This window comes from Accumulibacter sp., assembly GCF_023806635.1.
Taxonomy (GTDB): domain Bacteria; phylum Pseudomonadota; class Gammaproteobacteria; order Burkholderiales; family Rhodocyclaceae; genus Accumulibacter.
Map to the genome: position 1 here is coordinate 1 of NZ_JAMTDQ010000118.1, position 25,506 is coordinate 25,506.

Sequence of the window (25,506 nt, forward strand, 5' to 3'; positions counted from 1 at the left end):
CACCCCGGAATAGCTCGGGACGGAGAGGCTTGAATAGGGCGGGACGTAACACCCGGCTGCTCGCTGTGCATGGGCAACCAGGCGCAGATCCGCAAGGGCAGCACGGCGATGTCGACCTCGACGCGCAACTTCCCGAACCGTCTCGGCATCGACACCAACGTGTATCTCGGCTCGGCCGAACTCGCCGCCGTCTGCGCGCTGATGGGCCGCATCCCGACCCCTGCCGAGTATCTCGAGCAGGTACAGGCGGTCAACGCCAAGGCGGCCGACGTCTATCGCTACATGAACTTCGACCAGATCAGGGAGTTCAGCGAGGTGGCGGATACGGTGGCGGTGTAGTCGTCCGCGCAGAAGAGCGGCAGCGCAAACGCCCTGCCGGGCGACCGGTGGGGCGTTCGCGTTCCTGCGACGCCGCCGCTGCGGCGGCGGTGAATCAGCCGCTCACCGGCGCCTCGCCGCCGAGGGCGGTCAGCAGGTCGGCCAGGAGCTGTGCCCCTTCACCGGTCATCAGCGTGAAGTCGATGTCGAAGCGTTCGTCGGCGTCGTCCGTCTGGCTCTCCGACTGCTCCCTGAGGATGTCGAGGAACGCCAGCCGCTTGATCTGCAGCAGGTCGTTGAGAACGAACGAGATACGGTCGTTCCAGGTCATCGCCAGGCGGGTGACGACCTTGCCGTCGGCGATGTGCTGCCGGATCTCCTCGCCCTCGAGCGAGTGGTTGGCGTAGCGCACGCTCGCCTTCTCCGCCGAGCGCAGCTCGAGGTCCTGGTCGAGGGTGAAACCGGCCGGCGCTTCGCCCGCAGCGACCCAGGCGGTCATCGCCGCCGACGGCGACTGCAGCGGCTTCACCACCTTCGCCGGCAGGCTGTCGAGCGAGCGTCGCAGGTGCTCGAGGAGTTCCTCGGCCTTCGCCGGCGAGGCGGCATCGACGACCAGCCAGCCGCTGCCGCGGTCGATCCAGCCGAAGGTCGTGCGGCGGCGGACGAAGGCGCGCGGCAGCAGTTCGTGGGTCATCTGTTCCTGCAGTTCGCGCAGCTCGCGGCGGCCGATGCGACGCCCATCGGCTTCCTCGACTTCCCTGGCACGCTCGCCTGCCAGCCGCCTGACGATCGAAGCCGGCAGCAGTTTCTCCTCGACTCCGAGAGCGATGAGCCACTGCTGATTGACGGCATGCAACAGCGACCCGCCGTCGCGTGGTGCCACCCAGCCCAGGCTGCGCGGATCGCTGGCGCCGCAGCCCAGCAGCGGCAGTCGGGCAAGCTGTTGCTCGAAGCTCTCGGCTTCGGCGTCCCAGCCCTGCGGCAGACGGTAGAGTTGAAGGTTCTTGAACCACATCGGCTTGGGCCTGCAAAAAGCTCGGCATTATAGGGCGGAAAGCGGCCGTTGCCGTGACCGGCAGAGGCCCGTCCCTGTCACCCATTCCGGGGCGCCTGGCGAAGCCACGCAGCAAGGTGGAATGTGCCTTGACCCGTCGCCCGGAGAAGGCGCGTGCCGCGCGATTCTTCTCACCTTCCGGCTGCGGTGGAATGACGGAAAGCCGGCGCGGCCCGTCGCTGAGGCTCCGAGAGCCCACGGTCGTCGGCGAGGGTTCGCGTCGATGACACGCGTGCGATCGTCTTGGCATCGCCCTCCGGCTGCGCTCTGTGGCAATATCCGCTGCCAGAAGCCAGGCGGGCAGCCGCTTGCAGCGACCGCACAGCACACCCTCCGGAGCCCGCCTTGACCACCAGTCTTTCGCTCAGCAGCATCACGTCGGCCGCTGGCATTCCGCGTCCGGCCTGGGAGCGGCTGGGGCCGGCCGGCGACCCTTTCCTGAACGCGGATTTCCTGACGATCCTCGAAACGCACGGGGCCGCCGCCGTCGCATCCGGCTGGACTCCGTGCCATCTCGTGGCGACCGATGCGGACGGGCGCATCGTCGGGCTGCTGCCGATGTATGGCAAGCGCCACTCGCATGGCGACTTCATCTACGACTGGGCGTGGGCCGCCGCCTGGCGCCAGCTCGGCCGTGCGTACTATCCGAAGCTGATGAGCTGTGTGCCGCACACGCCGGTCGGCGGGCCGCGGCTGCTGGTCGCCGACGGCGCGTCGCCGCCCGCTGTGCGGCGGCTGCTGCTCGCCGGGGCGAAGGCGCTGGTAGGTCGGCTTGGCGCTTCCTCATGGCACGTCGCGCTGCCGACCGACGACGAAGCGGAGTGGCTGCAGGGCGAGGGCCTGCTGCTCAGCCACGATGTCCAGTTCCACTGGACCGATCCGGGATGGGGAGACTTCGACGGCTATCTGGCGAGCTTCAGTGCTGCCAAGCGGCGCAAGGTTCGCGCCGACCGCCGACGCGTGGCCGAGAGCGGACTGCTGCTCGAGACGCGCCACGGTGATCAGGTCGAGGCCGCCGAGTGGCCGCTGCTCCATGCCCTGTATGCCAGCACCTTCGAGCGCTTCAGCAATCACGCCGCCTTCTCCGCCAACTGCCTTGCCGATCTCGCGCTGGCGCTTGGCCGGCGGATGGTCGTCTTCATTGCCCGCGCGCAGCGCATCCCGGTCGCCGTGGCGATCTGCTTTCGCAGCGATGAGGCCCTGTTCGGTCGCTATTGGGGGTGCAGCGGCAACCATCCCGGACTGCATTTCGAGCTTTGCTTCCATCAGGGAATCGAATACTGTCTGCGCCACGGGTTGCGGCGCTTCGAGCCGGGCGCCGGAGGCGAGCACAAGCTGGCACGAGGCTTTCAGCCGACCGTCGTCCGCTCGGCGCACTGGATTGCGGATCCCGGGATGCGCCGGCTACTGGCCCGCCACCTGGCACTGCAGAAGGAAGCGGTGGTCGACTACCATGATGCCGCGGCCGACCATCTGCCGTTTCGCCGCGACGCCACGGTGCGGCGGGAAGATTGAAGGATGCGCGAATGGGGGCAGGTCAGCGTTCATCTCGATCGGCAATGGATCATGGTTTGCGCGTGTACCGCCGCCGGCCGGAAACCCGGCGCTCGACGGCTGCCTTGATGCTGGCGATGACGAGATTGTAGCGGCTTTCTGCTCGCGATTCGCCGTACATGCCTGGGCAGGGGCCAGCAGGGGCCACCGTCCGCCCTCCGGGTCCGGTGTTTTCGCATTAAGATCAGTCCCTGCCCGCGGGCGGGGCGCGTGTCGCAGGCCAGCCCGGATCTCGCGAAAGGAGTTCAACCGATGCCGCAGACAAGAGTCCTGGCCGCCATCGTGCTGGCCATCGTCGTTGCCCCCTGGACGCTGGCGCAGACCAGCCTGAAGCTGCCGAGCGGTGACGATGATTTCCGCGAGTTGATCGAAGAGCCGCGCGGCGGGCCATGCGAGCGCTGCGGTGTCGTGACGGCGATTCGCCAGCAGACGCACGAAGGGCCACGGCAGCGCCCGCCGGCGCCAGCGATCGCACCCAGCCTGGTGACCGCGCCGATCATCGGCACCGGCACCGTCGTCGAGGATGCGCGGCAGGTGAATGCGCCGCTGCTCAGCTACGTCGTCACGGTGCGCTACGAGGATGGCACCTACGCCTTCATCGAACAGCACGACGAGCCGACCGTCCGCAAGGGCGACCGGGTGCGGGTCGTCGAAGGGCGCGTCGAGTTGCGCAACGACTGACTGGCTGCGGCAGGCAGCGCGGGCGCGGCTTCATTCCCGGTGTGCGCGATCGCGACCGCCATCTCTGCCACGTCGTCGGCACGGACAGCGAGGGCGCGAAGCGCGATCCGTTTGCACGCGGGCTGGAGGTGCCGCCTCCCGGCGAGTGCGTCGTTCGCAGCAGCGATTTCCCGTGGCACGAGACCGGCTGCGTGACGCCGCGCTGCCGCGATTTCGTCATCTACCACTTGCACGTCGGCGCCTTCCACGCGCCGCGCCTGCCCCGTCAGCACGGCACCTTCCTCGATGTCGCACCGCTTCTCCCCTGCATCGTCGAACGCGGGGTGACGGCGATCGAGTTGCTGTTGATCCAGGAGTTCCACAGACCCGCTTCAGCCAGCGCTGCAACGGCACCGACTGCTTCTCCCGGAGATGGAAGTCGCCGTCGGCGATGCCGAACTGGCGCCGTACGTCGCCGCCCTCAACGGACTGGTCGAAGCGCGGCAGCTGATGCCCTGTCAGGTGGCGGAACTGCGCGGCGAGATGAACAAGTGAAGGCGCTGATCGGCCTTTGTCACGTTGGTGGTGTGCAGGAGGGCCAGGATTGCCTCATTGATCAGTTTCCACTGCGAGTCCGCAAGGGCGTGAAGGGCGTACGCGTGTTGTCGCAAGGTTGCCTCGATGCTGGCGAATGCATCGTTGATCTGCCGGCGATGGCGCTGGCTTGCGATGGCTGATGTCACGCGCAGCGTCGCGACAGCGGCAGCGCGACCGGGCGCGCGCCGGGCGTGGCAACCGTCCGCGGCTCAGTGACGGGCAAACACCTTCGCCTGGCCGTCGCTGCCGATCAGCAGCACATCGTACGGTTCCTTCCGCGCACTCTCCATGCCGGGTGAACCACCGGGCATTCCCGGCGCAGCAAGGCCGACGGCCTTCGGCTTCTCGCGCAACAGGCGCTGCACGTCGGTGGCCGGCACATGACCCTCGATCAGGTAGCTGCCGACTTTCGCCGTATGGCATGAGCCGTAGCGCTCGGGCATGCCGAGCCTGGCGCGGCTCGCCGGTACGTCCTCGACCTTGATCGACTTCACCCGGAAGCCGTGGTCGCGCATGTGCTTTTCCCATTCCGCGCAACAGCTGCAATGCGGGCTCTTGTAGACCTCGACCTCGGGCAGGTCGGCGGCGCCAAGCGGCGTGCTGGCGAGGGTGGTGGTGGCGAGCAGCGCGACGAGCAATGCTTTCATCGTGGACTCCTCAAAGCCTTGCAGGGGTGTCGTCGAGCGCGAAGCGCAGCGTCTTCGGCGGCTTGCCCGGCACATCGAGCGCGGCGACGACCTTGGCGCCCTTGATGTCGAAGCTGCCCTTCGCCTCGAAGCGGTTGTTGCCGGCCGGTACCAGAGTGAGCTCGGTCTTCTTGCCGCCGACGAGCAGCGTCAGCCTGGCCGAGCCACCGGCGGTCGGCAGCGGGTTGCCGTGCTCGGTGACATGGATGGTCAGCGTGTCGCTGCGGGCGACCAGTTCCGCCTGATAGTGACCGGCTTCGGCGACGACACCGCCGAAGCGTGGCTTGCCGTGGTCCTCGTGGGCGACGGCAGGGGTGGCCGCGAAGAGCGCGGCGCAGGCGAGGGGAAGCAGTGTTTTCATTCTGGGGCTCCTTTCGTCAGGAAGTTCACAAGGTTTCAGAAGCTTTCGCCGCGAGGCGCTGCGAGCAGCTGGCCGAGGGGCTTCTCGCCCAAGGTGAGGAACAGCGCCGGCGTCACGAAGGCGTCGAGCAGGGTGGAGGAGATCAGGCCGGAGAAGATGACGACCGCCACCGGGTGCAGGATCTCGGTGCCCGGCGCCTCGGCCTCGAAGAGCAGCGGCGCCAGCGCGAAGGCGGCGACCAGCGCCGTCATCAGCACCGGCGTCAGGCGCTCCAGCGAACCGCGGATGACCAGTTGGCGGCCGAAGGTCTCGCCCTCGAAGCGCATCAGGTTGGCGTAGTGCGAGAGCTTGAGGATGCCGTTGCGCGTCGCGATGCCGGCGAGTGTGATGAAGCCGATCAGCGTCGCGATGGAGAGCGGCTGGCCCGAGAGCCACAGGCCGATGACGCTGCCGATCAGCGCCAGCGGCACGTTGGCGATCACCAGTGCGGCGAGGATTGCCGAGCGGTAGCGGCTGTAGAGCACGACGAAGATCAGGCCGAGCGAGATCAGCGCCAGCACGGCGATGATGCGGGCGGCTTCCTCCTGTGCGCGGAACTGGCCATCGATGGTGATGAAGTAGCCCGCGGGCAGTTTCGTCTCGGCAACCGCGCGACGCACGTCCGTGACCACGTCGGAGAGCGGTCGTCCCTGCGCGTTCGCCGAGACGACGATGCGACGGCGGCCGTTGTCGCGGCTGATCTGGTTCGGGCCGTCGCCGTCCTCGATGTCGGCGACGCGCGCGAGCGGCACGCGGCCATTCGGCGTCTCGATCATCAGGCTGGCGAGACCCGAGAGCCCGCGCGCCTCTTCCGGCAGGCGCAGCACCAGCGCGAAGCGCCGCGAACCCTCGATCACCTGGCCGATCTGCTCGCCATCGATCAGCGTCTGCAGCTGACGCAGCAGCATCGCCGGCGAGACGCCTGTCTGTTCGGCGCGCGCATAGTCGACACGCACCTTGATCTGCGGCGCCAGCACCTGCTTCTCCAGATCGAGGTCGGCGAGCCCCGGGATCGTCGCCAACCGGTCGCGCAGCGCTGCGCCTTCGCCGCGCAGCACGTCGAGGTCGTCGCCGACGATGCGGACGGCGATCTGCGCGCGCACGCCGGAGAGCATGTGGTCGATGCGGTGCGAGATCGGCTGGCCGATGCTGACCCCAGCCGGCAAGGGCGCGAGCCGCGCGCGCAGGTCGGCGTGGATTTGCGACGGTGGACGACCGGGCTCGAGGCGCATGTCGAGTTCGGAGACGTGTACGCCCTCGGCGTGCTCGTCGAGTTCGGCGCGGCCGGAGCGGCGCCCGACGTAGGTCACTTCCGGCACCTGGCGCACGAGCTGCTCGGCGAGCGTGCCGATCTTCACCGACTCGGCGAGCGTGATGCCGGGGTTGAGGCGCAGGCCGACGAAGGCGGCGCCCTCGTTGAAGGGGGGCAGGAAGCTGGTGGCGAAGAAGGGCACGCTCGCCGCCGCCAGCAGGGCGGCGACGGCGGCTGCGCCGATGACCCGCCGACGCTGCGTCAGCGCCGTTTCCAGCCAGCGCCGGTAGTGCGACTTCAGCCAGGCGACGAAGCGTGTGTCGCCGTCGATCGACGCCTCGCCATGGCGCAGCAGGTACCAGGCCATCACCGGCGTCAGGGTGATCGAGACGACGAGGCTGGCGAGGATCGCCGTCAGGTAGGCGATGCCGAGCGGGATGAAGAAGCGGCCTTCGAGCCCGGGCAGGGCGAAGAGCGGCACGAAGACGAGGGCGATGATCAGCGTCGAGACGACGATTCCCGAGCGCACCTCGTTCGAAGCACTGACGATGACCCGCAGCGGGTGTTCCGGTGCGGGCTTCTGCCGGTTCTCGCGCAAGCGGCGGATGATGTTCTCGAGATCGACCACCGCGTCGTCGACCAGCTCGCCGATGGCGATGGCCAGACCGCCGAGCGTCATCGTGTTGATCGACAGCCCGAAATAGCGGAAGACCAGCGCCGCGGTGAGGATCGAGACGGGGATCGCGGTCAGCGAGATCAGTGTCGCGCGCAGGTTGCCGAGGAAGAGATGGAGCACGGCGGCAACGAAGACGGCGGCGGCGGCCAGTTTCCACTCGAGGTTGCTGATGCTGGCCTCGATGAAGTCGGCTTGGCGGAAGGTGACGCGCGGCGCCGCCATGCCGACCGGCAATCCGCCCTTCAGCTCGGCAAGCGCCGCTTCGACCTGTCGTGTCAGCGCGACGGTGTCGGCAGCCGGTTGCTTCTGCACCGAGAGGATCACCGCCGGCTGGCCGTTGAGGCCCGCGTCGCCGCGTCTGATCGCCGGCGCGAAGCCGACCGACGCCACCTGCGCGAGCAGGATCGGCTGGCCGTTCCGGGCCGTGAGCGGCAGGCGCTGCAGGTCTTCCAGCCGACTGGTGCGGCCAAGGTTGCGGATCAGGTATTCGCGCGAATTGATTTCGAGGAAACCGCCGCTGGTGTTTGCCGCGAAGCCGCGCAGCGCGCTCTCGACCTGGTCGAGCGTGATGCCGAGCCCGGCCATGCGCACGGTGTCCGGCTGCACCTGGAACTGCCGCACCTCGCCGCCGATCGGGATCACCTGGGCGACGCCGGGGATCGTCAGCAGGCGTGGGCGCAGCACCCAGTCGGCGTACTCGCGAGCCGCCATCGCCGGCCGCTGCGAGGCTGCCGGCGTGACACCTGGCGCGGGCTCGATCGCTGCCGCGCCGGGCGCAGTGATCGGGATCGCGATGAGCAGGATCTCCCCCATGATCGACGCCACCGGCCCCATGTGCGGCACCACGCCCGGCGGCAGCTGCGACTGGACCAGCGACAGGCGCTCGCCGATCATCTGCCGCGCGCGGTAGATGTCGACCTGCCAGTCGAACTGCACGTAGACGATCGACAGCCCGGCCGACGACACCGAGCGCACCGCGGCGACGCCGGCCATGCCGTTCATCGCCGTCTCGATCGGGAAGGTGATCAGTGCCTCGACTTCCTCCGGCGCCATGCCGCCTGCTTCGGTCATCAACGTGACGGTCGACTTGTTCAGGTCGGGGAAGACGTCGACCGCCGTCTTCTGCACGACGAGCGCGCCATAGAGGATGAGGACGACTGCCGCCGCCAGCACCAGCAGGCGCTGCGACAGGCTCTTTTCGACGATGGTCCTGAACATGGCGTTCTCAGCGCACCTGGTTGAGCAGTGCCGCGCCCTGGACGACGACGCGCACGCCGGCCTCCAGCCCGCCGACGACGGCGATGCGCGTGCCGTCGAGCGGCTGCGTGCGCACCGGGCGCGGTGCGAAGCGTTCGGCGCTCGTCTTCACCCAGACGATTTCCTGGTTGGCGGAGTTCTTCACGATCGCCGCAGCCGGCAGCGGCACGCCGGTGATCGGCGAACGCGTCTGGGCGATCACGCGCAGCGGTTGGTTCAGTGCCAGCGTCGCCGTGCCGCCGTCGACGCGGAAGAGCAGCGGGATCGCCTGCTCGCGCAGCGAGCGGCCGGCGCCGACGAAGGTGAGCAGCACCTCCTGTCCCGGTCCGGCGCTGCCGTAGGCACCGGCAATCTCGGCCGCCAGCCGCGGGTCGTAGGCGAGTGCTTCGACGCGCAGGTTGGCCGGATCGATGATCTCGAACAGGAGTTCGCGCGCCTCGACCACCTGGCCGGCAACGACGCTGGCCGAGGCGACGACGCCAGCGACTGGCGAGCGCAGATCCTCGGGCTGCGAGATGCTCGTGGCGATGGCGGCGAGGCGCTCGCGCAGGCTCTGCACGTCGGCCTCGGCGGCATCGACGTCCTTGCGCGCAACGGTCGCTTCCAGCTCGCGCAGTCGCGCCAGGCGCCTCTCGGCGACGCCGAGCGCAGCGCGCAGTTCGGCCGCCTGCGCCCGCTGTCCGCCCAGTTCGAGCGGCGAGACGGCCGGGTGGACGCGGGCGAGCAGCTCGCCCTTCTTCACTGCCTTGCCGAGCGACGGAATGCCTCCGGCCGGCGCTTCGACGCGGCCGGTATTCATCGCTTGCACGCGGCCGCCGCTCCCCGGATCGAGGACCACCTTGCCGGCAAGTTCGACGGTGACGGGGTGCGCGCCGCTCGCGCTGATCTGCGTGCGCAGTGCGAGCTGGCGCTGGGTCGTCTTGGGCAGGAAGACGCTGCCGTCGGCAAGTCGCTGCGGGCCGTCGCCGCGGGTCAGCGCGGGCGCCGGCTCGTCGCCGTGGACGTGGCCCTCGTGCGCCTGGATGGTGCCGGCGACCAGGCTGGCGGCGAAGAGCAGGGGCTGGAGCGTGCGTTGCACAAGTGCCGGGGCGTTCATGCGGGTTCTCCCTTGCGCCGGCTCAGCCGGACCGCGACGACGGCGGCAAGCAGTGCCAATGTCGCGGCGATGCCGATCTCCCTGATGCCGATTCCGGCCACAATGGCGCCGGTCGCGGCGGAATCGCCGACGACGAGGTCGGTCGCGAGCAGGTCGCTTTGCTCGCCAGCGGTGACGGTGATCGTCAGTGGGTAGGTGGCCGCTCTGGCGAAAGGGGTGGCGTCGAGTGTGTACGTACCGTCGGCCAGGGGCTCGGCAACGAGGGTCTGGCCGGCGAGGTCGACCTCGATCCGCGCGCCGCTGATCGGCTCGTTGCTCGCCCAGTCGTCGAGCGTCAGTGCCAGGCGACCGTCCCTGATGCGGCCGACCAGTTCGAACAGCTCGCTGTGTGCCTCGAAGGAGGGTCGAGCCGCCTCGGCGGCGGATGCAGGCGGGGCCGGCAGAAGCAGGGCAGTCGCGCAGACGAAGGTGGCGATGGCGTGTCGCAGGGGGTTCATGGCAGGACTCCGATGGCCTGGTTGTAGCGCGAGACGGCACGTGCGCCTTCGAGGCGGGCGCGCGCGGCGGCGAGTTCGGCGGCGAAGGCGTCCGCTTCGACGCGCAGGCGCTGCGGCAGGTCGATCTGGCCGAGCGCGAAGGCGCGGGCGTACTCGCGGCGCATTTCGACGGCCAGCGTACGCCTGGTCTCGGCGAGGGCGATGGCTTCGTCGGCCCGCTGCAGTTCGCGCTCGGCGGTATCGCGTTCCGCTTCCACGCGCTGCCGCTCGTAGAACAGCAGCGCCTCGGCCTCGACCAGCTCGGCGTTTGCCGTGGCAACCCGCGGGCGATTGCGCGTGTCGCTGGCGAGCGGAATGCGCACGCCGACAATGGTCGAGTTCTGCCAGTCGGCGTCGGCGACCGGGCGTTCGCGGCGCATGCCGAGCAGGATCTCCGGCAGGTCACGTGAATTCCTGGCTGCCACTTCCAGCCGCGCGCGGGCGGTGGCGATGGCGGCTTCGAGTGCCGCAAGCTGCGGGTGGGCGGTCGCCGGAGCCAGCCGGCGCTGCTCGTTCATCCCGCCCGGGTCTGGCAGCAGCGGCAAGCCGGTGAGCGCGAGGAAGCTGCGCTCGGCGCGGTGGGCGCGCCCGTCCGCCTCGGCGACCACCGCCGCCGCAGCGGCTGCCGTGGCGCGCGCCTGGTTGGCGTCCATGCGCGGCACCTCGCCGGCCCGCACGCGGCGCTCGACGTCGTTCGCGAGTTGCCGGGCGGCATCGCTGCGCGCTTCGGCAACTGCGCGTTCGTGGGCGGCAAGCATGGCCTGCCACCAGCGTTCGCGCACCTCGCCGGCAAGCTGCCAGCGCGCCAGCTCGAGCAGCGTCGCGTAGGCGGACTGCTCGCGCCCGAGCAGCGCCAGGGTCCGTTCCTGATAGCCAGGCAGCCACAGCGGAAGCGCGATGCCGGCCTCCCATTCGCTCTGCCCGGCATCGCGCTGCAGGCGGTCGTTGCGGTTGGACAGCGTCGCCGTCGGTGCTCCGGAGAGGACGCTGTCGGCGGCATCGCGGCGGGCGGCGAATTCGTCGTGGCGCGCAGCCGCGGTGCGCGCCGTGGGATGGCGCTCCCAGGCGGCGGCGAAAGCCTGTCCCATCGTCGGGGTTTCGGCGGCTGCTGGCGGACCGCTCAGACTTGCGGTGACGAACAGGATGGCGGTGAACAGCCGCGACTGTGTCGATCGGGTGTCGTGCATCGGACTCTCCGTTGCTGCATGGAAGAATCCGGCGGAGCGCGGGAAGGCAGCCGCCGTGCGTACGGCGACGGAGATGAATCAGTCTGCAAGGCCCCGCCGGTCAGGCGAGGCCGGTCCATTTCGGCCGTTCAGGCCGGGCGAGCGTGGCGGAGGGCTTGCCGCGCACGGCGGCGAGGATCATGGCGTCGCTCAGTTGGGCGATCGTCGATGGCAGTACCGACCGGAGTGGCGCGCAGCAGCAGCCATGGCAGTCGCTGCAGTGGTCGTCGGGCTCCTGGCACTGGCTGTGGTCGGCGGCTTCCGCCAGGCCGGCACACGCCTCGACCGAGTGGTGGTCGTGCTGGTCCTGGTTTGCCGCGATGCGCGGCAGCAGCTGGTCGGCCACCGTGCCGACGAGCGCCGACGCCGCCTGGAGCGGCAGAAGGGCGATCAGCAGGATGGCAACGAAACGACGCATGGTGCCACGGGGGATACAGTGGTCGACGCCCGGACTCTAAAGCCTCGCGGTGTCAGGCGTCAAGCGTGTTGGCCGTCCTGTTCAATCGGCAAGGATCCGGAAGCGGGCAAAGGGCAGACCGCGGCTTGTCGCAGCCTGGCGTCGCGTCCCCTGACGCAGCGGCGGGGCGGCATGCGGGGGGCGTGGCAGTGGGTGTGCGGCAGTATCCCGCTTGCCGGCTGGCAGACCAGCGTCCCTCTGGTCGACAGACGCAGGCTGTAGCGCTGGTCCAAAGGCTTGACCCAGGCTGCTGGACGCATACAATCTCCTTGAGGGAGGGCCGCGCCACACCAACGGTTCGACCAGGCGCCTGCGGCGCGGCAGATCAACGGTGTTTTGAGGAACTGCCCCGGCAGCAAGATGGATGGAAACAATGATGGTGTTCCATGCGAGCAGCAGTGGTGCAAGTAGTGGTCCAGAGCTGTCGTGGCCTGATGTCGTGTTCCAACCGGTGGCGCGAGTGCATCGCAGACTGGCGGCTGAGAGCGGCCAGGCTTCTGTTTGCGGGCCGCCACACCTGAAGCGGTTGCAGCACCGGGGCGACTCGACTTGCCGGCCCGAGCGGTCGAACCGCCGTGTACCTGAACCGTCCGCACGGTGGTGCGGGGGGGGCGCGCCGTGAGTCTCTTTCCCCTCCCGGTCATGCAACCCGTCGATTCCGCCCGGAGCATGGTCGCGGTTCTGCGTGCCAACTCCGCGATGGTCCGGGCGCATCGGTTGCAGGCACGCGGCAAGCTGGAGGCGGCACTGGCGCTCGCCCGGAGCGGCTTGGCGGTTCTCAGGAAGCCGTATGTTCGCCGCCGCAACCCAATGGAAGGGCTGGCGCTTGCTTCGCTGACGATCCTGGCAGAGGAGATTTCATTGCAACTGCAAACCAGCGGCGCCACGGCCGACGATCTGGCCGACGCCATTGCATACCTCAAACAGCTCAGCGATGACCCACCGCCCGATCTGTGTTCATCGATCGCGTTCCTCGAGACGCGTCGTGCGGCCGCATCACGACAGCCAAACGCGTGACGGGGCGCTGGCAGCGTCCCGAAGCGGTTTCTCAGTGGCTCTCGGCGTGGCGGATAAGCGTCATTCGTTCCATGGACTAGGCGACACAAATGTTCGGACTGTTCGAGACCCCATCGTTCCCGGATCCAGTGCTCGGGGAGCTTCGCCGCAAGCGAGGCATGTGGCGTGGCGAGATTTCGCTTGGCGGGATCACGGCAGCGCTGGCACTTCCCGGATCCCGCGCGGCTCCCGATCCGCAGGCGCTCGACATCGCTCGCTCGATTCCGACCGACTATCCGGGCTGGCGCGGGCGCATCGCGGCGTCGCTGTTCGAGCATTACGCTCCTTACGCAGAAGCCGTCGCCGCGGGTGAGCCCGAGGGTTCCGCAGAAGATCTGCCTCGCATCGCCCAGCCGGACCAGGTCTGGCAGCACGCCTCGGTCGAATTCGTTGCGGTCGTCACCCTCGATCGCGAGTTGAGTGTCGAGATCGGCTACCGAGTGGCGTGGGACGAAGAACACACTCTCGGCGCGCGGCTGCGGAACGGACGACTGCTTGAACTCAACGGCAGCGTTCTGCCGCCATGACGATGGCGGCCAACACGGCGCGCGGGACGAGCCGGCCGGTGAGCGCGAAGACCTCGATCTGCGGCAGCAGCAAGCAGCGACGATGCACGGAGCCCTGCACGCCATAGCGACGGCAGTCGCGCTGCCGTACGCGCTGCTTGCCGCGTGCTTCGCCATGGTTGGCGAACTGGCTCGGGCACGTGGTTTGTGGGCGGTCGTCGATGCCCTCTTCGCACATGCTGCGTGGTTTGTCGGCTGGGGCATCTACCTCATTCCCCTGGCCGCACTCTCGCTTGCCGCCGCTGGCTTCTGCTCGAGGCTGCGCCGGGTCGCTGCGCTGAGCCTCGCGCTCGTGTCGGGCTCGAGTCTTCTGACGATCGTCCTCCTGCACGCCGGGCCGCTCGAATCAGGTCACCTGCTCTTCCTGTTCCCTTGCGTCGCGGTGCTGCTCGGCAGTATCTGGCTCTTTCATCGGGCAGATCAACCGGCCGGCGCGCCAGCTGCCTGAGCCCGAGCTCGAGTCGACCGGCTGCGACCGGTTCTGCCGCCGCGTTCGCGACGGCGCGAACGGTAGCCCGCACGATCCGGCGGCGAGGACCGCTTTCCGCTCTGAGATTGTGAATAAATCTACTGCGCGACCGATCTGCTGCGTTGCTCAGTCGCTCACTCCTCGCCTATTCACTTGATATGTCTCGTCGTTCGCTCCATCGCGCCTTGCATTTCGGCCTGCTCGCGACGATTTCTTCACAACCTCTCTGCTCGTCGCCGCACGGGCGGTCAGTCGAAGTAGGTGCGCGCGGTCTCGAAGCGCTGTGCGTAGTAACGGGCGCCGAGCTGGTCGATGCGCACGCGGCCGCTGCCCGATGGCGCGTGCACGAAGCGCTCATCGCCGATGTAGATGCCGACGTGCGAGAAGGGTGCGTTGCGCGTGTTGAAGAAGACCAGATCGCCGGGGCGCAGGTCCGAGCGGTCGACCTCGCGTCCGCGGCGGGCGATGTCGGCGGCACTGCCGCTCACCCGGATGCCGGCGGCCCGGTCGTAGATATACGAAACCATGCCGCTGCAGTCGAGACCGGCTTCGGGGTTCTTGCCGCCGAAGCGGTAACCGGTGTCGATCAGGCCAAGGGCGAACATCACCACATCGTGCGCCCTGTCGCTGCTCGCCGGCCGCGCTGCTGGCTGCTGTGGCGTCCGCCCGGGCGCTGGCGGCGTGCTGCTGCAGGCCAGCAGCAGCAGCGGGACGAGACAGGCGAGCAGGGTCCGGACGTGCATGGTGCTTAGTATAAACTGCGGCTTTCGGGATATTGGAGGGAAGAAACATGGATCTGGTCGATTCACGCCTGCTGCGCGCCGAATGCTACCTCGACGGTCGCTGGCAGGCCGCCGACGATGGCCGCACGCTGGCGGTCAGCGATCCGGCGAGCGCGCTGGTCATCGGCGAGGTGCCGCTGATGGGCGCCGTCGAGAGCGGGCGGGCGATCGCCGCCGCTGCTGCCGCGCTGCCTGCCTGGCGGGGGAAGACGGCCAGGGAGCGGGCCGCCGTCCTGCGCCGCTGGCATGATCTGATCGTCGCCAATGGTGGCGACCTGGCGCAACTGATCACCGCCGAGTGTGGCAAGCCACTCGCCGAGGCGGCTGGCGAAGTCGCCTATGGTGCCTCTTTCGTCGAATGGTTCGCCGAGGAGGGCAAGCGCGTTTACGGCGAATCGATCCCGTCGCCGGCGAGTGATCGTCGCCTGCTGACGATCCGCCAGCCGGTCGGCGTCTGCGCCGCCATCACGCCGTGGAACTTCCCGCTGGCGATGATCACGCGCAAGGTCGCGCCGGCGCTCGCCGCCGGCTGCACGGTGGTCGTCAAGCCGGCCGAGCAGACGCCGCTGACCGCGCTGGCGCTGGCGCTGCTGGCGCACGATGCGGGCTTGCCGGCGGGCGTGTTCAACGTGCTGACCGGCGATCCGCTGGCGATCGGCGGCGCGCTGACCGCCAGCCCGCTGGTGCGCAAGCTGTCGTTCACCGGCTCGACCGAGGTCGGCCGCCTGCTGATGGCGCAGTGCGCGGCGACGATCAAGAAGATCTCGCTCGAACTCGGCGGCAACGCGCCGTTCATCGTCTTCGACGACGCCGATGTCGCGGCGGCGGTCGAGGGAGCGATCATCGCCAAGTATCGCAATACTGGCCAGACCTGCGTCTGCGCCAACCGGCTGCTGGTTCAGGACGCGGTGTACGATCGCTTCGTCGAGCGACTCGCCGAGCGCGTGCGCTCGCTGCAGGTCGGGGCAGGCAGCGAGGAAGGCGTCACGCAGGGACCACTGATCGACGATGCCGCGCTGGCCAAGGTCGAGGAACATGTCGCCGACGCGCTGGCACACGGCGCACGCGTGGTCACCGGCGGCCGCCGGCATGCGCGTGGCGGCACCTTCTTCGAACCGACGGTGCTTGCCGACGTGACGCCGGCGATGCGTGTCGCCCGCGAAGAGACCTTCGGCCCGGTGGCGCCGGTTTTCCGCTTCAGCGACGAGGCGCAGGCGGTGGCGATGGCCAACGACACCGAGTCCGGTCTCGCCGCCTACTTCTACTCGCGCGATGTCGCGCGCTGCCTGCGCGTCGGCGAAGCCCTCGAGTATGGCATGGTCGGCATCAACACCGGGCTGATCTCGAACGAAGTGGCACCCTTCGGCGGCGTCAAGCAGTCGGGGATCGGCCGCGAGGGATCGAAGCACGGCATCGACGAGTATCTCGAGATCAAGTACCTGTGCTTCAGCGCCGTCTGACCCGATCCGTGGAGGAAGCGGGATGAAGCTGCTCGTTGGCCTGCTGTTCGTCGGTCTGGTCGCCGCGATGATCCTCTGGTGGCGGCGCGCCCTGCACCGTCAGCGCGTCGATTTCATCGAGAACTACCCGTACGCGAAGTTCCTCGACGCGCGCCTGGCGGCGCGCCGGCCGGAGCTCGGTGCGGCGCAGCGGAGGCAGGTCTTCGAGGCGCTGCGCGATTACTTCCAGCTCTGCCATCAGGCGAAGAAACGGCTGGTGGCGATGCCGTCGCAGGTGGTCGATGACGCCTGGCACGAGTTCATCCTGTTCACCCGCCAGTACCAGCAGTTCTGCCAGCGCGGACTCGGCCGCTTCCTGCACCACACGCCGGCCGAGGCGATGCGCTCGCCGACCGACGCGCAGGAGGGAATCAAGCGCGCCTGGCGGCTGGCCTGCCGGCGCGACGGCATCGACCCGCGCGCACCGCAGTCGCTGCCGCTGCTCTTCGCCCTCGACGCGATGCTCGGCATCGCCGGCGGCTTCACCTACCGGCTCGACTGCCTGGCGGCAGCGCAGGCGGGCGCCGGCAGCGCCTACTGCGCCGGCCACATCGGTTGCGGCGGCGGCTGCAGCGGCAGTTCGGGCGACGGCGACTCGTCGTCGGGCGACGGCTGCGGTGGCGGAGGTTGTGGCGGGGACTGAGGCCGCCGGCCGCGGCGGGCGACCAGGAGGCTAGGCCGCTAGGCGGAGTCGGTTCGGGACGATGTGACGCCGGACCGCAAGCTCCCAAGCAGCATGATCGGCCCACGGGCGCGCCCGGTCGTTGCGGAAAACGACATCCATGCCCCAGTGCAGACTGTCTTCGACACGCAAGAGCTGACGACCGACGCGGTTCATTCGTTCGGCGCCCGGAGCGAGGTTGCCGAGACAGCGGCGACGTGCGACGGAGGTCTTGTCACCGATCGTCCGCTCGCTGGTGATCATCGCGAAGGATTTCAGCCCTGGCCAGGGTTGCGGCGCATGCAGGCAGTCGATCTGGTCGAAGACTTGGCAGCGCAGCGCCAAAGGCGCTGACCAGATCCCCGATCGACCCGGCCCGGGTCGGCTGATTGCCCTCGACCGCCGGAAAATCGTCGGCCCCGCTATGACGAATGGCCTGCGCGATGTTGGGCCGAGTACCGATGACCTTGATCGAGACGGGGAAGCCAACAGGCCATGCCGTCACGAGCCGATCCATCGCCGGCTCCGCCCGGTCGAGAACAGGCCCTGCTTGCCGTCGATGCCGGCCGGCGTCCTGCGGATCGTCCGGCCGAGGATTTCGCAAAGCAAGCGGGCGATGCCGGGAAGGCTGGCGGCATCGTAGGCGACGATGCCCCAGCGTTCGCGGCGGTGGCTCATCCACGCCTGCTTGTACGGGTCGTCGCCGATCAGGTAGTCCACCTCGGCGACGTGATCGACGTCGATGACCTGCTCCATCAGGTGGGCGGTCAGCAGCGTGCCCGGCGCGTGGATCGCCTGCGCCTCGTCGTAGGCCATCTTGTTCTTGTAGATGCTGGCCTTGCCGCCGCTGACGATCCACAACTGGGCGGCGATCGCCCTGCCGCCGATGCGCGCGATGCCGAGACGCAACTTGCCGCTGCCGGCGAGCCAACGCAGCAAGCCGGGAATGAAGGCGGCGTAGGGCTCGTTCCTTTTCCAGCGCTGGCGGTACAGGGCGTTGAACTCGGCAGTGGCCGACTCGACTTCCGCCATGCCGGTGACGATCTCGAAGCTGCCGCCGGCGGCGAGAAAGCGCCGGCGCTTGCGCCGAATGGTATTGCGCAGGACGCCGTCGCGCTGTTCCAGATAGGCGCTCCAGGACCGGTCGACCTTCAGATACCAGTTGCCGAAGCAGTAGTAGCGGAACGGGATGCAGCCGATGCTGCGCAGGGCGACGACCATTGCCTCGTACACGCGCGAATCGACGGCCATCGGATGGAAGTTCAGCACGCGCGCGCGCGCAGTCGGCACGGGCGGCCTGCAACAGCCGGGCGAGGTCGGTCGGGTCGGCGCTCGGCCCGACGAGCGGCGCGTACAGCGAGGTGTAGAAGTTGGCGAGCGACTCGATCTCCGGCACCCTGCGCCCGTCTCCACGAGTGGCGTGCACGGGCAGGATGGCGGTCGGCGAGCCATTCAGCTCGGCGGCGTAGTAACGGACGGAGTCGTCGTCGCCGAAGACCGTGGCCTGCAGGTTGGCGAACCATTCCGGTGACAGTTCCGCTTCGCGACCAGCGGCTGCGTCGAACAGCGAGCGCATCGCCGGCGGCATCTCGGCCGGGTTGCGGTAGGCGGCGACGCTGGTGGCATCGAAGGCTGCAGAAGGCTGTGCCGCTTCGCCACCGGCGAACCGGCAGCGGAGCGCGCGCGCGATGCCGTGGACGTTGGCGACGGTCGTATTGCGGTAGAGCTCGTGGTGGCAGACATGGCGCAGATGCGTCGCCCACTCGGTCTGGTCGCGCGTCGCGTTGGTGTAGAACTCGACCGCGCCGGCCGGCATGTCGGCAAAGGCGACCTGCAGGGCTTCGTAGAGGAGTTGCCGCTCCGGCGCCATGGCGGCGAGCGACTCGTCGTAGGTGGTCTTCAGCATGATCCACATGCGCTCGTGGCAAACCACGAGCCGCGAGGCGGCGAGCCTGTCGTCGAACCAGAGTTCGACGACCAGAGCCTGGCCCGAGCGGACGAAGTCGTGGAGCAGTTGCTCGTAGAAGCGTCCCTGCGGGTTGTCCGTGCCGATCGCCGTGCCGGTGGCGGCCTTCCAGCCGACGCTTTCGACTTCGGCGTAGCGGCTGACCGCGGCACCGATCTCTCGCGGTTCGCGGGTGACCCGCACGCTGACCGCATGATCGCCGCTCCTGCGCTGGTAGCGGCGCAGGTTGCCGCGCAGCTTGCTCGGGCGAGCCTGCCAGTAGTCGGGGAAGTCGCCGCCGGTTGCGACCGCCATCGTCAGTTGGTGGCGAACCATCGTGCGCGGCAGGAGGAGACGGCTCCAGTCAGGCTCGAACGCGGGGTCGATGGCGAGCAGATCGATCGTCCACGCGTACCCGGGCAGCGCCGGCATCAAGGTATCGAGGCAGCGCGCGTCCTCGATGAGCAGTGCGCCGACCGGCGCCTGCGCGGGCAGGAAGAGTGCCCAGCGCCCGACGCCGCGACGGCTGAGGATCAGCGCGCCATCGACAGCCTCGCCGCTGCGGTGGATGCACAGCAATTCGTTGCCGCTGCCGAAGTGGGCGAGCAGTGCGCCGACGAAGCGGCTGTCGAACGCAGGGTGGCCACCATGGAGCGCGTCGTTCAGGCGGTTCCAGTCTCTGGCGAAATGCGGAAAGGCGTGGCCGGCGAGGCGTATCTCCCAGGTCATGCTGGATACTGGCGGCGGTTGCAGGGCATCACCACGCGCCCGGTCCTGATCATGCCTTCGCGCGCCGCGACCCAGGGCGTCGAGTGGCGCGGCCGTTGCAGAAGTCGCGGGCGATGACCGGGCAGCATCGGACAGGGGGCAACTGCCATGCCGTCCCGGGTCCCGGCGACAGCGCCGAGAGGCCTGTGCTGCAAGGGGTACGGGCCGACCCGCTTCACCGCCGGCCACCCTGCTGTGTCGCCGAACCCACTGCATCCCACACTTCCTCGAGCGTGGCGCGCATTGCGGCCGTGTGATCCCGCGGATAGGCCGCAAAGATGGCGATCACCAATCGGCGATCAAAATCGATGTACAGGCTGTTGCCGTACGGACCCAGAACGGCGATTCGGTTCTGTGCTCCGCCAAGGTGGACAAAGCCGTACCGGAATTCGCTGCCTTTTCTCAGACCCGCCAGTTCCAGAGCCTTCTCTGTGCGCAGCCCGGCGGAGGCGGTCAGCGTCTCGATGAACCAGTTCGGAATCCCGCTCCGTCGGCTGCCGTTCCTGGCGTCGATCAGCCATTGTCCGAAACGGGCAAAGTCACGCAGCGAGAGTGCCAATCCGGCGGACAGTTCCGTTCCCTGGACGTCGGTCAGCCAGAGGGCGGCAGTCTCGGGCCGCAGCTTGCGATACATCTGTTCGCAAAAGACCTGCGCCAGCGGCAAACGGTGACTTTCGGCGATTGCCCAGACGAGGAGATCGCCATCAGGTCCGACTTCGCCGAGCGTGGGGACGCTGGAAAAGTCCCTTTCCCAGCGTCCCGGCTGGGCAAGCCAGGCCCGAATCCCGCCGGGGTTCGCGCCGGAGCGCCATCCACCGGCAGCCAGCCAGTCATCGACCTCATGTGACGACCAGTCGAAGCGAGCTTCGCCTTCGAGCAGGCGCCGGGTGGACAGCTTGCGCAGCCCCGTCTGAGCACCAAGGGCTGGTATGTGGCGAATGATCGACCGGTCCGGTGAAATCTTGCCCTGGGCAACAGCCATGGCCGCCATCAGGGAAAGGAACGGCCGCGTTGCACCAAGCAGCAGTCGCTGGTCTTTCGCTTCCAGTCCGTTCCAGTAGCGCTCGCCCGCGATCCTTCCGTCACTCAGCACCACCACGCCATCAGCATACAAGCGGGTGACCAGCAGGAACCCGGCATCGCGCTGTTGCCGATCGAGCGGATCGCGGGCCTTGATCCTTTCGAGATCGACCTGTCGGGACGCGGGGCGGAGGACCCGCGCTGCTGTCATCGGACTGATTCTCAGCAACGGCATGAAGCTGCCGGCCGACTGCAGGCCGACGCGTAGATTCTCGGGTGCCAGCCAGTTGTCCTGGTTGATCCATGGGCCAAGACCGCTTGCACTCCTCGGTACCGTCTCGATGACGCACTCCTCTGCCGCATGCACTGGCAACGCCAAAGACAGCATCAGTGACAGCATCGGCAGCCTGTACTTCATCGTCTCTCCTCGGCGAAATTGATGCCCCCATTCTTGCCAAAGCGCATCGCCGCCTCACGGACGACGTCGTTCAGGTTTCCGTGGATGGCCTGACGCCTGCGCAACCATCCGGCGTCGGAGATCTCGCTGGCCCAGGAGGCGTCGAGAAGCTCCAACCATGCGCTACAGCCCAGCTCGTGCGCATCCTCGGCCAGCGCGCCGAGCAACTCACGGGCGATCTGCCGCAGAGGGACCTGTCGCAGGCCGATCGGATCCGAGATCTGGGCGTCGAAACCATGGCGGCAAGCCTGAAACTTGTTGTACCGGGCGACATGAAGCTGCCGTTGGGTGTTGAGGACCGGTCGCGTACGCAGAAGTCGGCGGACCAGGCTTTGCGCCAGCGCTGCCAGTGCCGCGGCGCGCTCGACGGTCAGTGGCGTGTCGCAGACGCGGATTTCCACGGTACCGAATTCGGGCTTGGGACGAATGTCCCAGTAGAGATCCTTGATGCTGCGAGCGATGCCACAGGCCTGCAGCAGGGAAAAGTGTTCGCTGAACTCGGCCCAGTCGCGCAACGCCGGGCATTGCCCGCTCAACGGGAAAGCGGACACGGCATTCAGGCGAGCAGACTGGAAGAGGGTGTCTTCGCCATCGACGAAGGGCGACGAAGCCGACAGCGCGATGAAGACCGGCACATAGGCTCCCAGGGCCTGCGTCAACCAGATCGCATCGTCGCCCGACGGACAGCCGACATGAATGTGCTGGCCGAACACCGTGAATTGCTTTGCCAGGTAGCCATAGCGATGGTGGATCTCATGGAAGCGGTCACCCGGACAAATCCGGCGCTCCGACCAGCGATGGAATGGATGCGTGCCACCACCGCAGACGGCGATATGGTTGCGCGCGCATTGACTGACGATCGCTTGTCGCAGGCCGAGAAGATCGGCAGCGATGCCATCGACCAGCGTCCGCGGCAATGTGCTGACCTCGATCATGCTTTCGGTGATTTCAAGCTTGATCTCACCAAAGCGACCATCGTAGTCCATGCTGCCGAGGAGATCCGTCGCCCCACGCGTCAGGTCGAAGTCGCGCACGGAAAGCAACTGCAACTCAAGCTCGACGCCCAGGGTCAGCGGCTGGCTCTGTTTGAATTCGGCGATTGGCTGGCTCATCCCACTCCCTCCCTGCTGGCGTCCGTCGGCGCGGTCTCGCCCGCTCGCACCAGCGCGAAGCGGCAAAGCACTGGGCCAGTGAGTTCCATGATCGCGGCGGTAAACAGCGGCAATGACAGTGACGAACGGCCAACTTCCGGATAGAGTCCGGCGATTTCATAGGCCATGAAGACGGCGGTGGCTGACAGCGGTTGAATGCCGACTCCCACCAGAACCCGCGCCCTGACCGCTTTCAGGCCATCCCCGGCCCAAGCCAGGGCGGCCACCTTGGCCACCGCCCGAACCAGCAACAGACCTAGCGCCTGCAATCCGATCAGCCAGGTGAAGTCTTGCCAGGGCAGCGAGGCGCCGACGACGACAAAGAGGATGATCGCCAGAAACCAGTGTCCTTCGGGCAAGTTGGTATAGCTGAGTGTTCTCTCCTGATCGCCGAACGACAGGATCGCCCCCATGAGGAAGAGTGTCAGGAACACCGGCACTGCCAGCATGCGGGCAGTGCCGACGGCGAGCAAGGCCGTGGCGACGAGGATGAAGACCTGTGGCAGCGAGCGCTTCGGCAACCTGGACGCGACCAAGAGCGCCAGCCGCGTCATCAGCCAGGCGACGATCAAGGCACCGATCACCACCCACAGCGGATGCACGACGGCATTGAGCCAGTCGTCGCTGTACTCCGCATGTACCACCCCGACGACGAAGGCAAACACGACGAATGACGCAGCGGCACTCAGCGCCGTATGCATGATCATTCGCTCGGTGACCTGCCCCTGCGCGCGGGACTCCTCGACGATCAGCAGGACGACGGCCGGCGCCGAAGCCATGGTGACGGCCGCGGCAGCGGCCGCCCATGCCGGGATCAGCCCGACCACTCCCCACGCAAAGAGGAAGATGGCCGTGAAGGAGAGGGTGATTTCCGCGATCGCTGCCCGGAGCAGTCCGCGATGATGACCGAGCCAGCGCAGATCAAGGCGTCGCCCGATCTCGAGCATCAGCAGTCCGAGTGCGGCATCGGCAACTGGTCGTGTCTGGGCCAGCGCCTCGATGCTGATCCAGCCGAGAACGGAGGGACCGAAGAGCGTCCCTGCCAGCACGTAGCCAACGACCTTCGGCCAGCCCAGTCGAGCGCGCAACCACTCGCCGACCAGCAAGCCGACGACCAGAAGCATGCTGAACAAGGCCAGGGAATCGACTTCATCGGGGAACGGTGGCAGGAAGAAGAGGCGTTCCTGCAGGTCTTCCCAACTGGCTCTTGCCAACGACAGAACATCGTTCAGCATCGTGCCCATCCGCTCACCAGAGTCAGTCGCTGGCGGCAACGAGAAATTCGTCCGGTTGGAGATTCGCCGAGCCGGACCTGGCGGCGCACTCGACCGCATTGCTGTGCCCGTCCCGATTCCCACGAACATCCTTGCCCGCCGCCTTGCCGCGATACGGCAGGGATTTCGACTGCAGAACCCGTCGCATTGAGCGCCGGATGGTCGATGCGCGCCGGAATACCGATGCGCCAAGGCCGTCTGCTCATCGATCTCCGCCCCAGGAACTCGGTTTGGCGGCCGGCTGGTCTGCCGCCGGGTCGAGCGATGCCAGACGGGTCGCCTCACCGAAGCCTTTGATCGCCGTCTGTGTCGCCAGGGGGCCGAACAACTGCATCAGGAGAATCGTCGCCAGCAGGGCACCCGTCAATCTTGGCTCGAGACCGGCGTAAAGCGTCTGCTCGTTGGCGAGGAGAACCAGGGCAACGCTCGACATCGGCTGCAATCCGAGCGACAGGTAGACTGCCGATTCAGTGTTCAAGCGCAGGCAATGCCGATTCCACAACACGCCGGCGAACTGTCCTGCGGCGCGGGCGATCACCAGCACGAGGGCTTCCAGCCAATGGCCCATGAGTACGCCAACATCCAGGACCGCACCGGCAAGAACGAACGTGACGACGAGAAAGATCCTGGCATCACGGGCAATGCGGATGGCGACGACCTGCTGCTTCCGGTCAAGCGCTCGTGTCAGGCAGCCGCAGAGCAGCATCGGCAGCAGCACCGAGATCTCCAGGTGGATGGCCGTTCCCACACCGAGAAGGATGCTACCGAGAACCAGCAGGTGCTGGTGTTCTGACCGCCGTCCCAGAAGTCGGGCGCCGATCAGTACCAGCCCGGCGCAGGAACCGCCCAGTACCACGGCCGCGGTCAGTCTCCGTGTCGCCGCCCAGACGCCGGCCAGCTTGCTGATCGCCTCGTCCTGAACCAGGAACGGCATGGACCAAGTGGAGGCCACAAAGGCAACGCATCCATTGATCGCCACCATGGTGAACAGCAGGTCGGTCTTGTCTCCTCTGGCACCGACATCGCCGCAAGTCGCTATGGTGATCGCTGGCGAAGTGGCGAGACAAAGTGCTGCCGCGAAAACGGCGGAACTGGCGGGGAAGTCCAGAGCCAGGATCGCCAGGGCGATGGCCGATCCCGTGGCAAGGGAGATCAGTATCCCCGCGCGCAGTCGTCTCAAGCCTTCGCTGACAGTGACTGGCGGGACCTGGTGGCCGAGCTCGAACAGGATCAGACCCAGTGCCAGGTCGATGAACAGCTGGTTGGACTCGATATCGTAAGGCGCTATCCAACCCAGTCCACTCTGCCCGACCAGCAGCCCGAAGACAACGTAACCGGTCGTGCGCGGCAAACGCAACGCGCGACGCGCAAGCTCGCCTGCAGCCAGACCGCCGAGGAGAGCCATGCCGAGAATCTGGATCGAATTGAACATCGAGTCGTGAGTCCTCACAGCTTCTCTCGGCGTGGCGGCGACGCGCGACCAGCCGCTTCCGCGCAGGATCATCGCCAAACACGCATGCTCAAAAAGCCACCGCCGGTACATTGACAGGCAATATAATTCGCTTTCCCGACCAACACAACAGCTGACGCATGATGACGCTCCCTCTGTCAACGGCCACGCCGCAGGTTCCCTTGGCGGTTCTGCAACAGTTCCGCGTGATCTACGGCACGATGCGCCAGTATTTCCGCGAGGTGGAAGAACGCTGCGGGCTTCCCGGTTCGCAGATGTGGATTCTGCAGGAGGTCCAACGCCTCCCGGGACTCGGAGTGACGGACCTCGCGGCACTTCTGGCCATACATCAGTCCACCTGTAGTCAGCTCGTTGAAAAGCTGGTCGCTCGCGGATACCTCATCAAGACGCGCCGACACGAGGATCAGCGCCGCGTTGGCCTCCATCTTGCCTGGTGCCGTCCAGGTCATCGCGGCGCTACCCGGCCCCGCCGAAGGCGCTCTTCCTGAAGCGCTGTCGGCCATGCCGGAGGTCGCACTCCAAACATTGCATATCAATCTATCTGAGTTGATACGGCACCTCCCCGGACGAAACGATGCCTTCGCCAGTGTCCCGCTGGCCGACATCGTAAGGAATCCG

Annotated in this window: 27 protein-coding genes and 2 pseudogenes; 12 read left to right on the forward strand and 17 right to left on the reverse strand. The window is 67.6% G+C overall.

Annotated features, from left to right (window positions below; all coding sequences use genetic code 11):
- Positions 1-51: 51 nt before the first annotated feature.
- A pseudogene (locus NFW30_RS19735) lies at positions 52-339 on the forward strand (aconitase family protein); the annotation flags it as partial.
- Between the two features lie 94 nt (positions 340-433).
- Here NFW30_RS19735 and NFW30_RS19740 read toward each other — a convergent pair.
- Positions 434-1,333: a recombination-associated protein RdgC gene (locus tag NFW30_RS19740; protein WP_295352950.1), complete on the reverse strand. Its 900-nt coding sequence runs from the start codon at positions 1,331-1,333 to the stop codon at positions 434-436.
- A 384-nt stretch (positions 1,334-1,717) separates the two neighbouring features.
- Here NFW30_RS19740 and NFW30_RS19745 point away from each other — a divergent pair, with 384 nt between their 5' ends.
- The 4 genes from NFW30_RS19745 (at position 1,718) to NFW30_RS19760 (ending at position 4,323) form a co-directional block, all read left to right on the forward strand.
- Positions 1,718-2,887 carry a GNAT family N-acetyltransferase gene (locus tag NFW30_RS19745; RefSeq protein ID WP_295352948.1) on the forward strand — a complete coding sequence of 390 codons (1,170 nt, stop codon included), beginning with the start codon at positions 1,718-1,720 and terminating at the stop codon, positions 2,885-2,887.
- Between the two features lie 291 nt (positions 2,888-3,178).
- On the forward strand, positions 3,179-3,607 hold the full coding sequence (locus NFW30_RS19750) for a hypothetical protein (RefSeq protein WP_295352945.1): 429 nt from the start codon (positions 3,179-3,181) through the stop codon (positions 3,605-3,607).
- Between the two features lie 411 nt (positions 3,608-4,018).
- Positions 4,019-4,141, forward strand: a complete 123-nt coding sequence (locus tag NFW30_RS19755; protein ID WP_295352942.1) for a hypothetical protein — start codon at positions 4,019-4,021, stop codon at positions 4,139-4,141.
- A complete protein-coding gene (locus NFW30_RS19760) occupies positions 4,138-4,323 on the forward strand; it encodes a hypothetical protein (RefSeq protein ID WP_295352939.1) in 186 nt (61 codons plus the stop codon). Before NFW30_RS19755 ends, NFW30_RS19760 begins: the two co-directional genes overlap by 4 nt.
- Before the next feature lie 69 nt (positions 4,324-4,392).
- Here NFW30_RS19760 and NFW30_RS19765 read toward each other — a convergent pair whose 3' ends face one another.
- The 7 genes from NFW30_RS19765 to NFW30_RS19795 form a co-directional block, all read right to left on the reverse strand.
- Positions 4,393-4,830 (reverse strand): DUF411 domain-containing protein, encoded by a 438-nt coding sequence (locus NFW30_RS19765; protein ID WP_295352936.1) that lies wholly within the window; start codon positions 4,828-4,830, stop codon positions 4,393-4,395.
- Between the two features lie 10 nt (positions 4,831-4,840).
- Positions 4,841-5,230, reverse strand: a complete 390-nt coding sequence (locus NFW30_RS19770) for a hypothetical protein (RefSeq protein WP_295352934.1) — start codon at positions 5,228-5,230, stop codon at positions 4,841-4,843.
- Between the two features lie 35 nt (positions 5,231-5,265).
- Complete coding sequence (locus tag NFW30_RS19775; protein ID WP_295352931.1) at positions 5,266-8,415, reverse strand: efflux RND transporter permease subunit; 3,150 nt, start codon at positions 8,413-8,415, stop codon at positions 5,266-5,268.
- 7 nt (positions 8,416-8,422) lie between these two features.
- A complete protein-coding gene (locus tag NFW30_RS19780) occupies positions 8,423-9,550 on the reverse strand; it encodes an HlyD family efflux transporter periplasmic adaptor subunit (protein WP_295352928.1) in 1,128 nt (375 codons plus the stop codon).
- Entirely contained in the window at positions 9,547-10,047 is a 501-nt protein-coding gene (locus tag NFW30_RS19785; RefSeq protein ID WP_295352925.1) for a hypothetical protein, read from the reverse strand. Before NFW30_RS19785 ends, NFW30_RS19780 begins: the two co-directional genes overlap by 4 nt.
- Positions 10,044-11,273, reverse strand: coding sequence for a TolC family protein (locus tag NFW30_RS19790; RefSeq protein WP_295352923.1), 1,230 nt, complete (start codon positions 11,271-11,273; stop codon positions 10,044-10,046). Before NFW30_RS19790 ends, NFW30_RS19785 begins: the two co-directional genes overlap by 4 nt.
- 100 nt (positions 11,274-11,373) lie before the next feature.
- Positions 11,374-11,730 carry a hypothetical protein gene (locus NFW30_RS19795; protein ID WP_295352920.1) on the reverse strand — a complete coding sequence of 119 codons (357 nt, stop codon included), beginning with the start codon at positions 11,728-11,730 and terminating at the stop codon, positions 11,374-11,376.
- A 363-nt stretch (positions 11,731-12,093) separates the two neighbouring features.
- Between NFW30_RS19795 and NFW30_RS19800 the strand changes: the two genes are divergently transcribed.
- From NFW30_RS19800 to NFW30_RS19815, 4 genes are all read left to right on the forward strand, one after another.
- Entirely contained in the window at positions 12,094-12,180 is an 87-nt protein-coding gene (locus NFW30_RS19800) for an excalibur calcium-binding domain-containing protein (protein WP_295352955.1), read from the forward strand.
- Between the two features lie 306 nt (positions 12,181-12,486).
- Positions 12,487-12,786 (forward strand): hypothetical protein, encoded by a 300-nt coding sequence (locus NFW30_RS19805; RefSeq protein ID WP_295352917.1) that lies wholly within the window; start codon positions 12,487-12,489, stop codon positions 12,784-12,786.
- An 89-nt stretch (positions 12,787-12,875) separates the two neighbouring features.
- The gene (locus NFW30_RS19810; protein WP_295352915.1) at positions 12,876-13,352 is read left to right on the forward strand and encodes a hypothetical protein; all 477 of its coding nucleotides are present in this window, start codon (positions 12,876-12,878) and stop codon (positions 13,350-13,352) included.
- Positions 13,321-13,839: a hypothetical protein gene (locus NFW30_RS19815; RefSeq protein ID WP_295352912.1), complete on the forward strand. Its 519-nt coding sequence runs from the start codon at positions 13,321-13,323 to the stop codon at positions 13,837-13,839. The genes NFW30_RS19810 and NFW30_RS19815 overlap by 32 nt, the downstream gene beginning before the upstream one ends.
- Positions 13,840-14,108: 269 nt before the next feature.
- Here the strand turns inward: NFW30_RS19815 and NFW30_RS19820 are convergent, their stop codons facing one another.
- Positions 14,109-14,603: a C40 family peptidase gene (locus NFW30_RS19820; protein ID WP_295352909.1), complete on the reverse strand. Its 495-nt coding sequence runs from the start codon at positions 14,601-14,603 to the stop codon at positions 14,109-14,111.
- Between the two features lie 47 nt (positions 14,604-14,650).
- Between NFW30_RS19820 and NFW30_RS19825 the strand changes: the two genes are divergently transcribed.
- Positions 14,651-16,102 carry an NAD-dependent succinate-semialdehyde dehydrogenase gene (locus tag NFW30_RS19825; RefSeq protein ID WP_295352906.1) on the forward strand — a complete coding sequence of 484 codons (1,452 nt, stop codon included), beginning with the start codon at positions 14,651-14,653 and terminating at the stop codon, positions 16,100-16,102.
- 22 nt (positions 16,103-16,124) lie between these two features.
- Complete coding sequence (locus NFW30_RS19830; RefSeq protein ID WP_295352903.1) at positions 16,125-16,784, forward strand: hypothetical protein; 660 nt, start codon at positions 16,125-16,127, stop codon at positions 16,782-16,784.
- A 30-nt stretch (positions 16,785-16,814) separates the two neighbouring features.
- Here NFW30_RS19830 and NFW30_RS20150 read toward each other — a convergent pair whose 3' ends face one another.
- The 8 genes and pseudogenes from NFW30_RS20150 to NFW30_RS19865 form a co-directional block, all read right to left on the reverse strand.
- Positions 16,815-17,066, reverse strand: coding sequence for a hypothetical protein (locus tag NFW30_RS20150; protein WP_363322133.1), 252 nt, complete (start codon positions 17,064-17,066; stop codon positions 16,815-16,817).
- On the reverse strand, positions 17,038-17,319 hold the full coding sequence (locus NFW30_RS19835; protein WP_295352900.1) for a hypothetical protein: 282 nt from the start codon (positions 17,317-17,319) through the stop codon (positions 17,038-17,040). Before NFW30_RS19835 ends, NFW30_RS20150 begins: the two co-directional genes overlap by 29 nt.
- On the reverse strand, positions 17,304-18,092 hold the full coding sequence (locus NFW30_RS19840; protein WP_295352899.1) for a GNAT family N-acetyltransferase: 789 nt from the start codon (positions 18,090-18,092) through the stop codon (positions 17,304-17,306). The genes NFW30_RS19835 and NFW30_RS19840 overlap by 16 nt, the downstream gene beginning before the upstream one ends.
- Positions 18,093-18,678: 586 nt before the next feature.
- A pseudogene (locus NFW30_RS20155) lies at positions 18,679-19,731 on the reverse strand (GNAT family N-acetyltransferase); the annotation flags it as partial.
- Positions 19,691-20,953 (reverse strand): hypothetical protein, encoded by a 1,263-nt coding sequence (locus NFW30_RS19850; RefSeq protein ID WP_295352895.1) that lies wholly within the window; start codon positions 20,951-20,953, stop codon positions 19,691-19,693. The pseudogene NFW30_RS20155 and the gene NFW30_RS19850, both read right to left, overlap by 41 nt.
- The gene (locus tag NFW30_RS19855; protein WP_295352893.1) at positions 20,950-22,104 is read right to left on the reverse strand and encodes a YbdK family carboxylate-amine ligase; all 1,155 of its coding nucleotides are present in this window, start codon (positions 22,102-22,104) and stop codon (positions 20,950-20,952) included. Before NFW30_RS19855 ends, NFW30_RS19850 begins: the two co-directional genes overlap by 4 nt.
- Positions 22,101-23,378 carry a cation:proton antiporter gene (locus tag NFW30_RS19860; RefSeq protein WP_295352891.1) on the reverse strand — a complete coding sequence of 426 codons (1,278 nt, stop codon included), beginning with the start codon at positions 23,376-23,378 and terminating at the stop codon, positions 22,101-22,103. The genes NFW30_RS19855 and NFW30_RS19860 overlap by 4 nt, the downstream gene beginning before the upstream one ends.
- Positions 23,379-23,619: 241 nt before the next feature.
- Positions 23,620-24,849: a cation:proton antiporter gene (locus NFW30_RS19865; protein ID WP_295352889.1), complete on the reverse strand. Its 1,230-nt coding sequence runs from the start codon at positions 24,847-24,849 to the stop codon at positions 23,620-23,622.
- 293 nt (positions 24,850-25,142) lie between these two features.
- Between NFW30_RS19865 and NFW30_RS19870 the strand changes: the two genes are divergently transcribed.
- Positions 25,143-25,376, forward strand: a complete 234-nt coding sequence (locus NFW30_RS19870; protein ID WP_295352952.1) for a helix-turn-helix domain-containing protein — start codon at positions 25,143-25,145, stop codon at positions 25,374-25,376.
- Positions 25,377-25,506: the final 130 nt, after the last annotated feature.

Excerpts from the sequence above, each read along its gene's own strand:
- NFW30_RS19740 (WP_295352950.1), bottom strand. The coding sequence starts at position 1,333 with ATGTGGTTCAAGAACCTTCAACTCTACCGTCTGCCGCAGGGCTGGGAC.
- NFW30_RS19750 (WP_295352945.1), top strand. The coding sequence starts at position 3,179 with ATGCCGCAGACAAGAGTCCTGGCCGCCATCGTGCTGGCCATCGTCGTT.
- NFW30_RS19755 (WP_295352942.1), top strand. The coding sequence starts at position 4,019 with ATGGAAGTCGCCGTCGGCGATGCCGAACTGGCGCCGTACGTCGCCGCC.
- NFW30_RS19765 (WP_295352936.1), bottom strand. The coding sequence starts at position 4,830 with ATGAAAGCATTGCTCGTCGCGCTGCTCGCCACCACCACCCTCGCCAGC.
- NFW30_RS19770 (WP_295352934.1), bottom strand. The coding sequence starts at position 5,230 with ATGAAAACACTGCTTCCCCTCGCCTGCGCCGCGCTCTTCGCGGCCACC.
- NFW30_RS19775 (WP_295352931.1), bottom strand. The coding sequence starts at position 8,415 with ATGTTCAGGACCATCGTCGAAAAGAGCCTGTCGCAGCGCCTGCTGGTG.
- NFW30_RS19780 (WP_295352928.1), bottom strand. The coding sequence starts at position 9,550 with ATGAACGCCCCGGCACTTGTGCAACGCACGCTCCAGCCCCTGCTCTTC.
- NFW30_RS19785 (WP_295352925.1), bottom strand. The coding sequence starts at position 10,047 with ATGAACCCCCTGCGACACGCCATCGCCACCTTCGTCTGCGCGACTGCC.
- NFW30_RS19790 (WP_295352923.1), bottom strand. The coding sequence starts at position 11,273 with ATGCACGACACCCGATCGACACAGTCGCGGCTGTTCACCGCCATCCTG.
- NFW30_RS19795 (WP_295352920.1), bottom strand. The coding sequence starts at position 11,730 with ATGCGTCGTTTCGTTGCCATCCTGCTGATCGCCCTTCTGCCGCTCCAG.
- NFW30_RS19810 (WP_295352915.1), top strand. The coding sequence starts at position 12,876 with ATGTTCGGACTGTTCGAGACCCCATCGTTCCCGGATCCAGTGCTCGGG.
- NFW30_RS19820 (WP_295352909.1), bottom strand. The coding sequence starts at position 14,603 with ATGCACGTCCGGACCCTGCTCGCCTGTCTCGTCCCGCTGCTGCTGCTG.
- NFW30_RS19825 (WP_295352906.1), top strand. The coding sequence starts at position 14,651 with ATGGATCTGGTCGATTCACGCCTGCTGCGCGCCGAATGCTACCTCGAC.
- NFW30_RS19830 (WP_295352903.1), top strand. The coding sequence starts at position 16,125 with ATGAAGCTGCTCGTTGGCCTGCTGTTCGTCGGTCTGGTCGCCGCGATG.
- NFW30_RS20150 (WP_363322133.1), bottom strand. The coding sequence starts at position 17,066 with ATGATCACCAGCGAGCGGACGATCGGTGACAAGACCTCCGTCGCACGT.
- NFW30_RS19835 (WP_295352900.1), bottom strand. The coding sequence starts at position 17,319 with ATGGATCGGCTCGTGACGGCATGGCCTGTTGGCTTCCCCGTCTCGATC.
- NFW30_RS19850 (WP_295352895.1), bottom strand. The coding sequence starts at position 20,953 with ATGAAGTACAGGCTGCCGATGCTGTCACTGATGCTGTCTTTGGCGTTG.
- NFW30_RS19855 (WP_295352893.1), bottom strand. The coding sequence starts at position 22,104 with ATGAGCCAGCCAATCGCCGAATTCAAACAGAGCCAGCCGCTGACCCTG.
- NFW30_RS19860 (WP_295352891.1), bottom strand. The coding sequence starts at position 23,378 with ATGCTGAACGATGTTCTGTCGTTGGCAAGAGCCAGTTGGGAAGACCTG.
- NFW30_RS19865 (WP_295352889.1), bottom strand. The coding sequence starts at position 24,849 with ATGTTCAATTCGATCCAGATTCTCGGCATGGCTCTCCTCGGCGGTCTG.
- NFW30_RS19870 (WP_295352952.1), top strand. The coding sequence starts at position 25,143 with ATGTGGATTCTGCAGGAGGTCCAACGCCTCCCGGGACTCGGAGTGACG.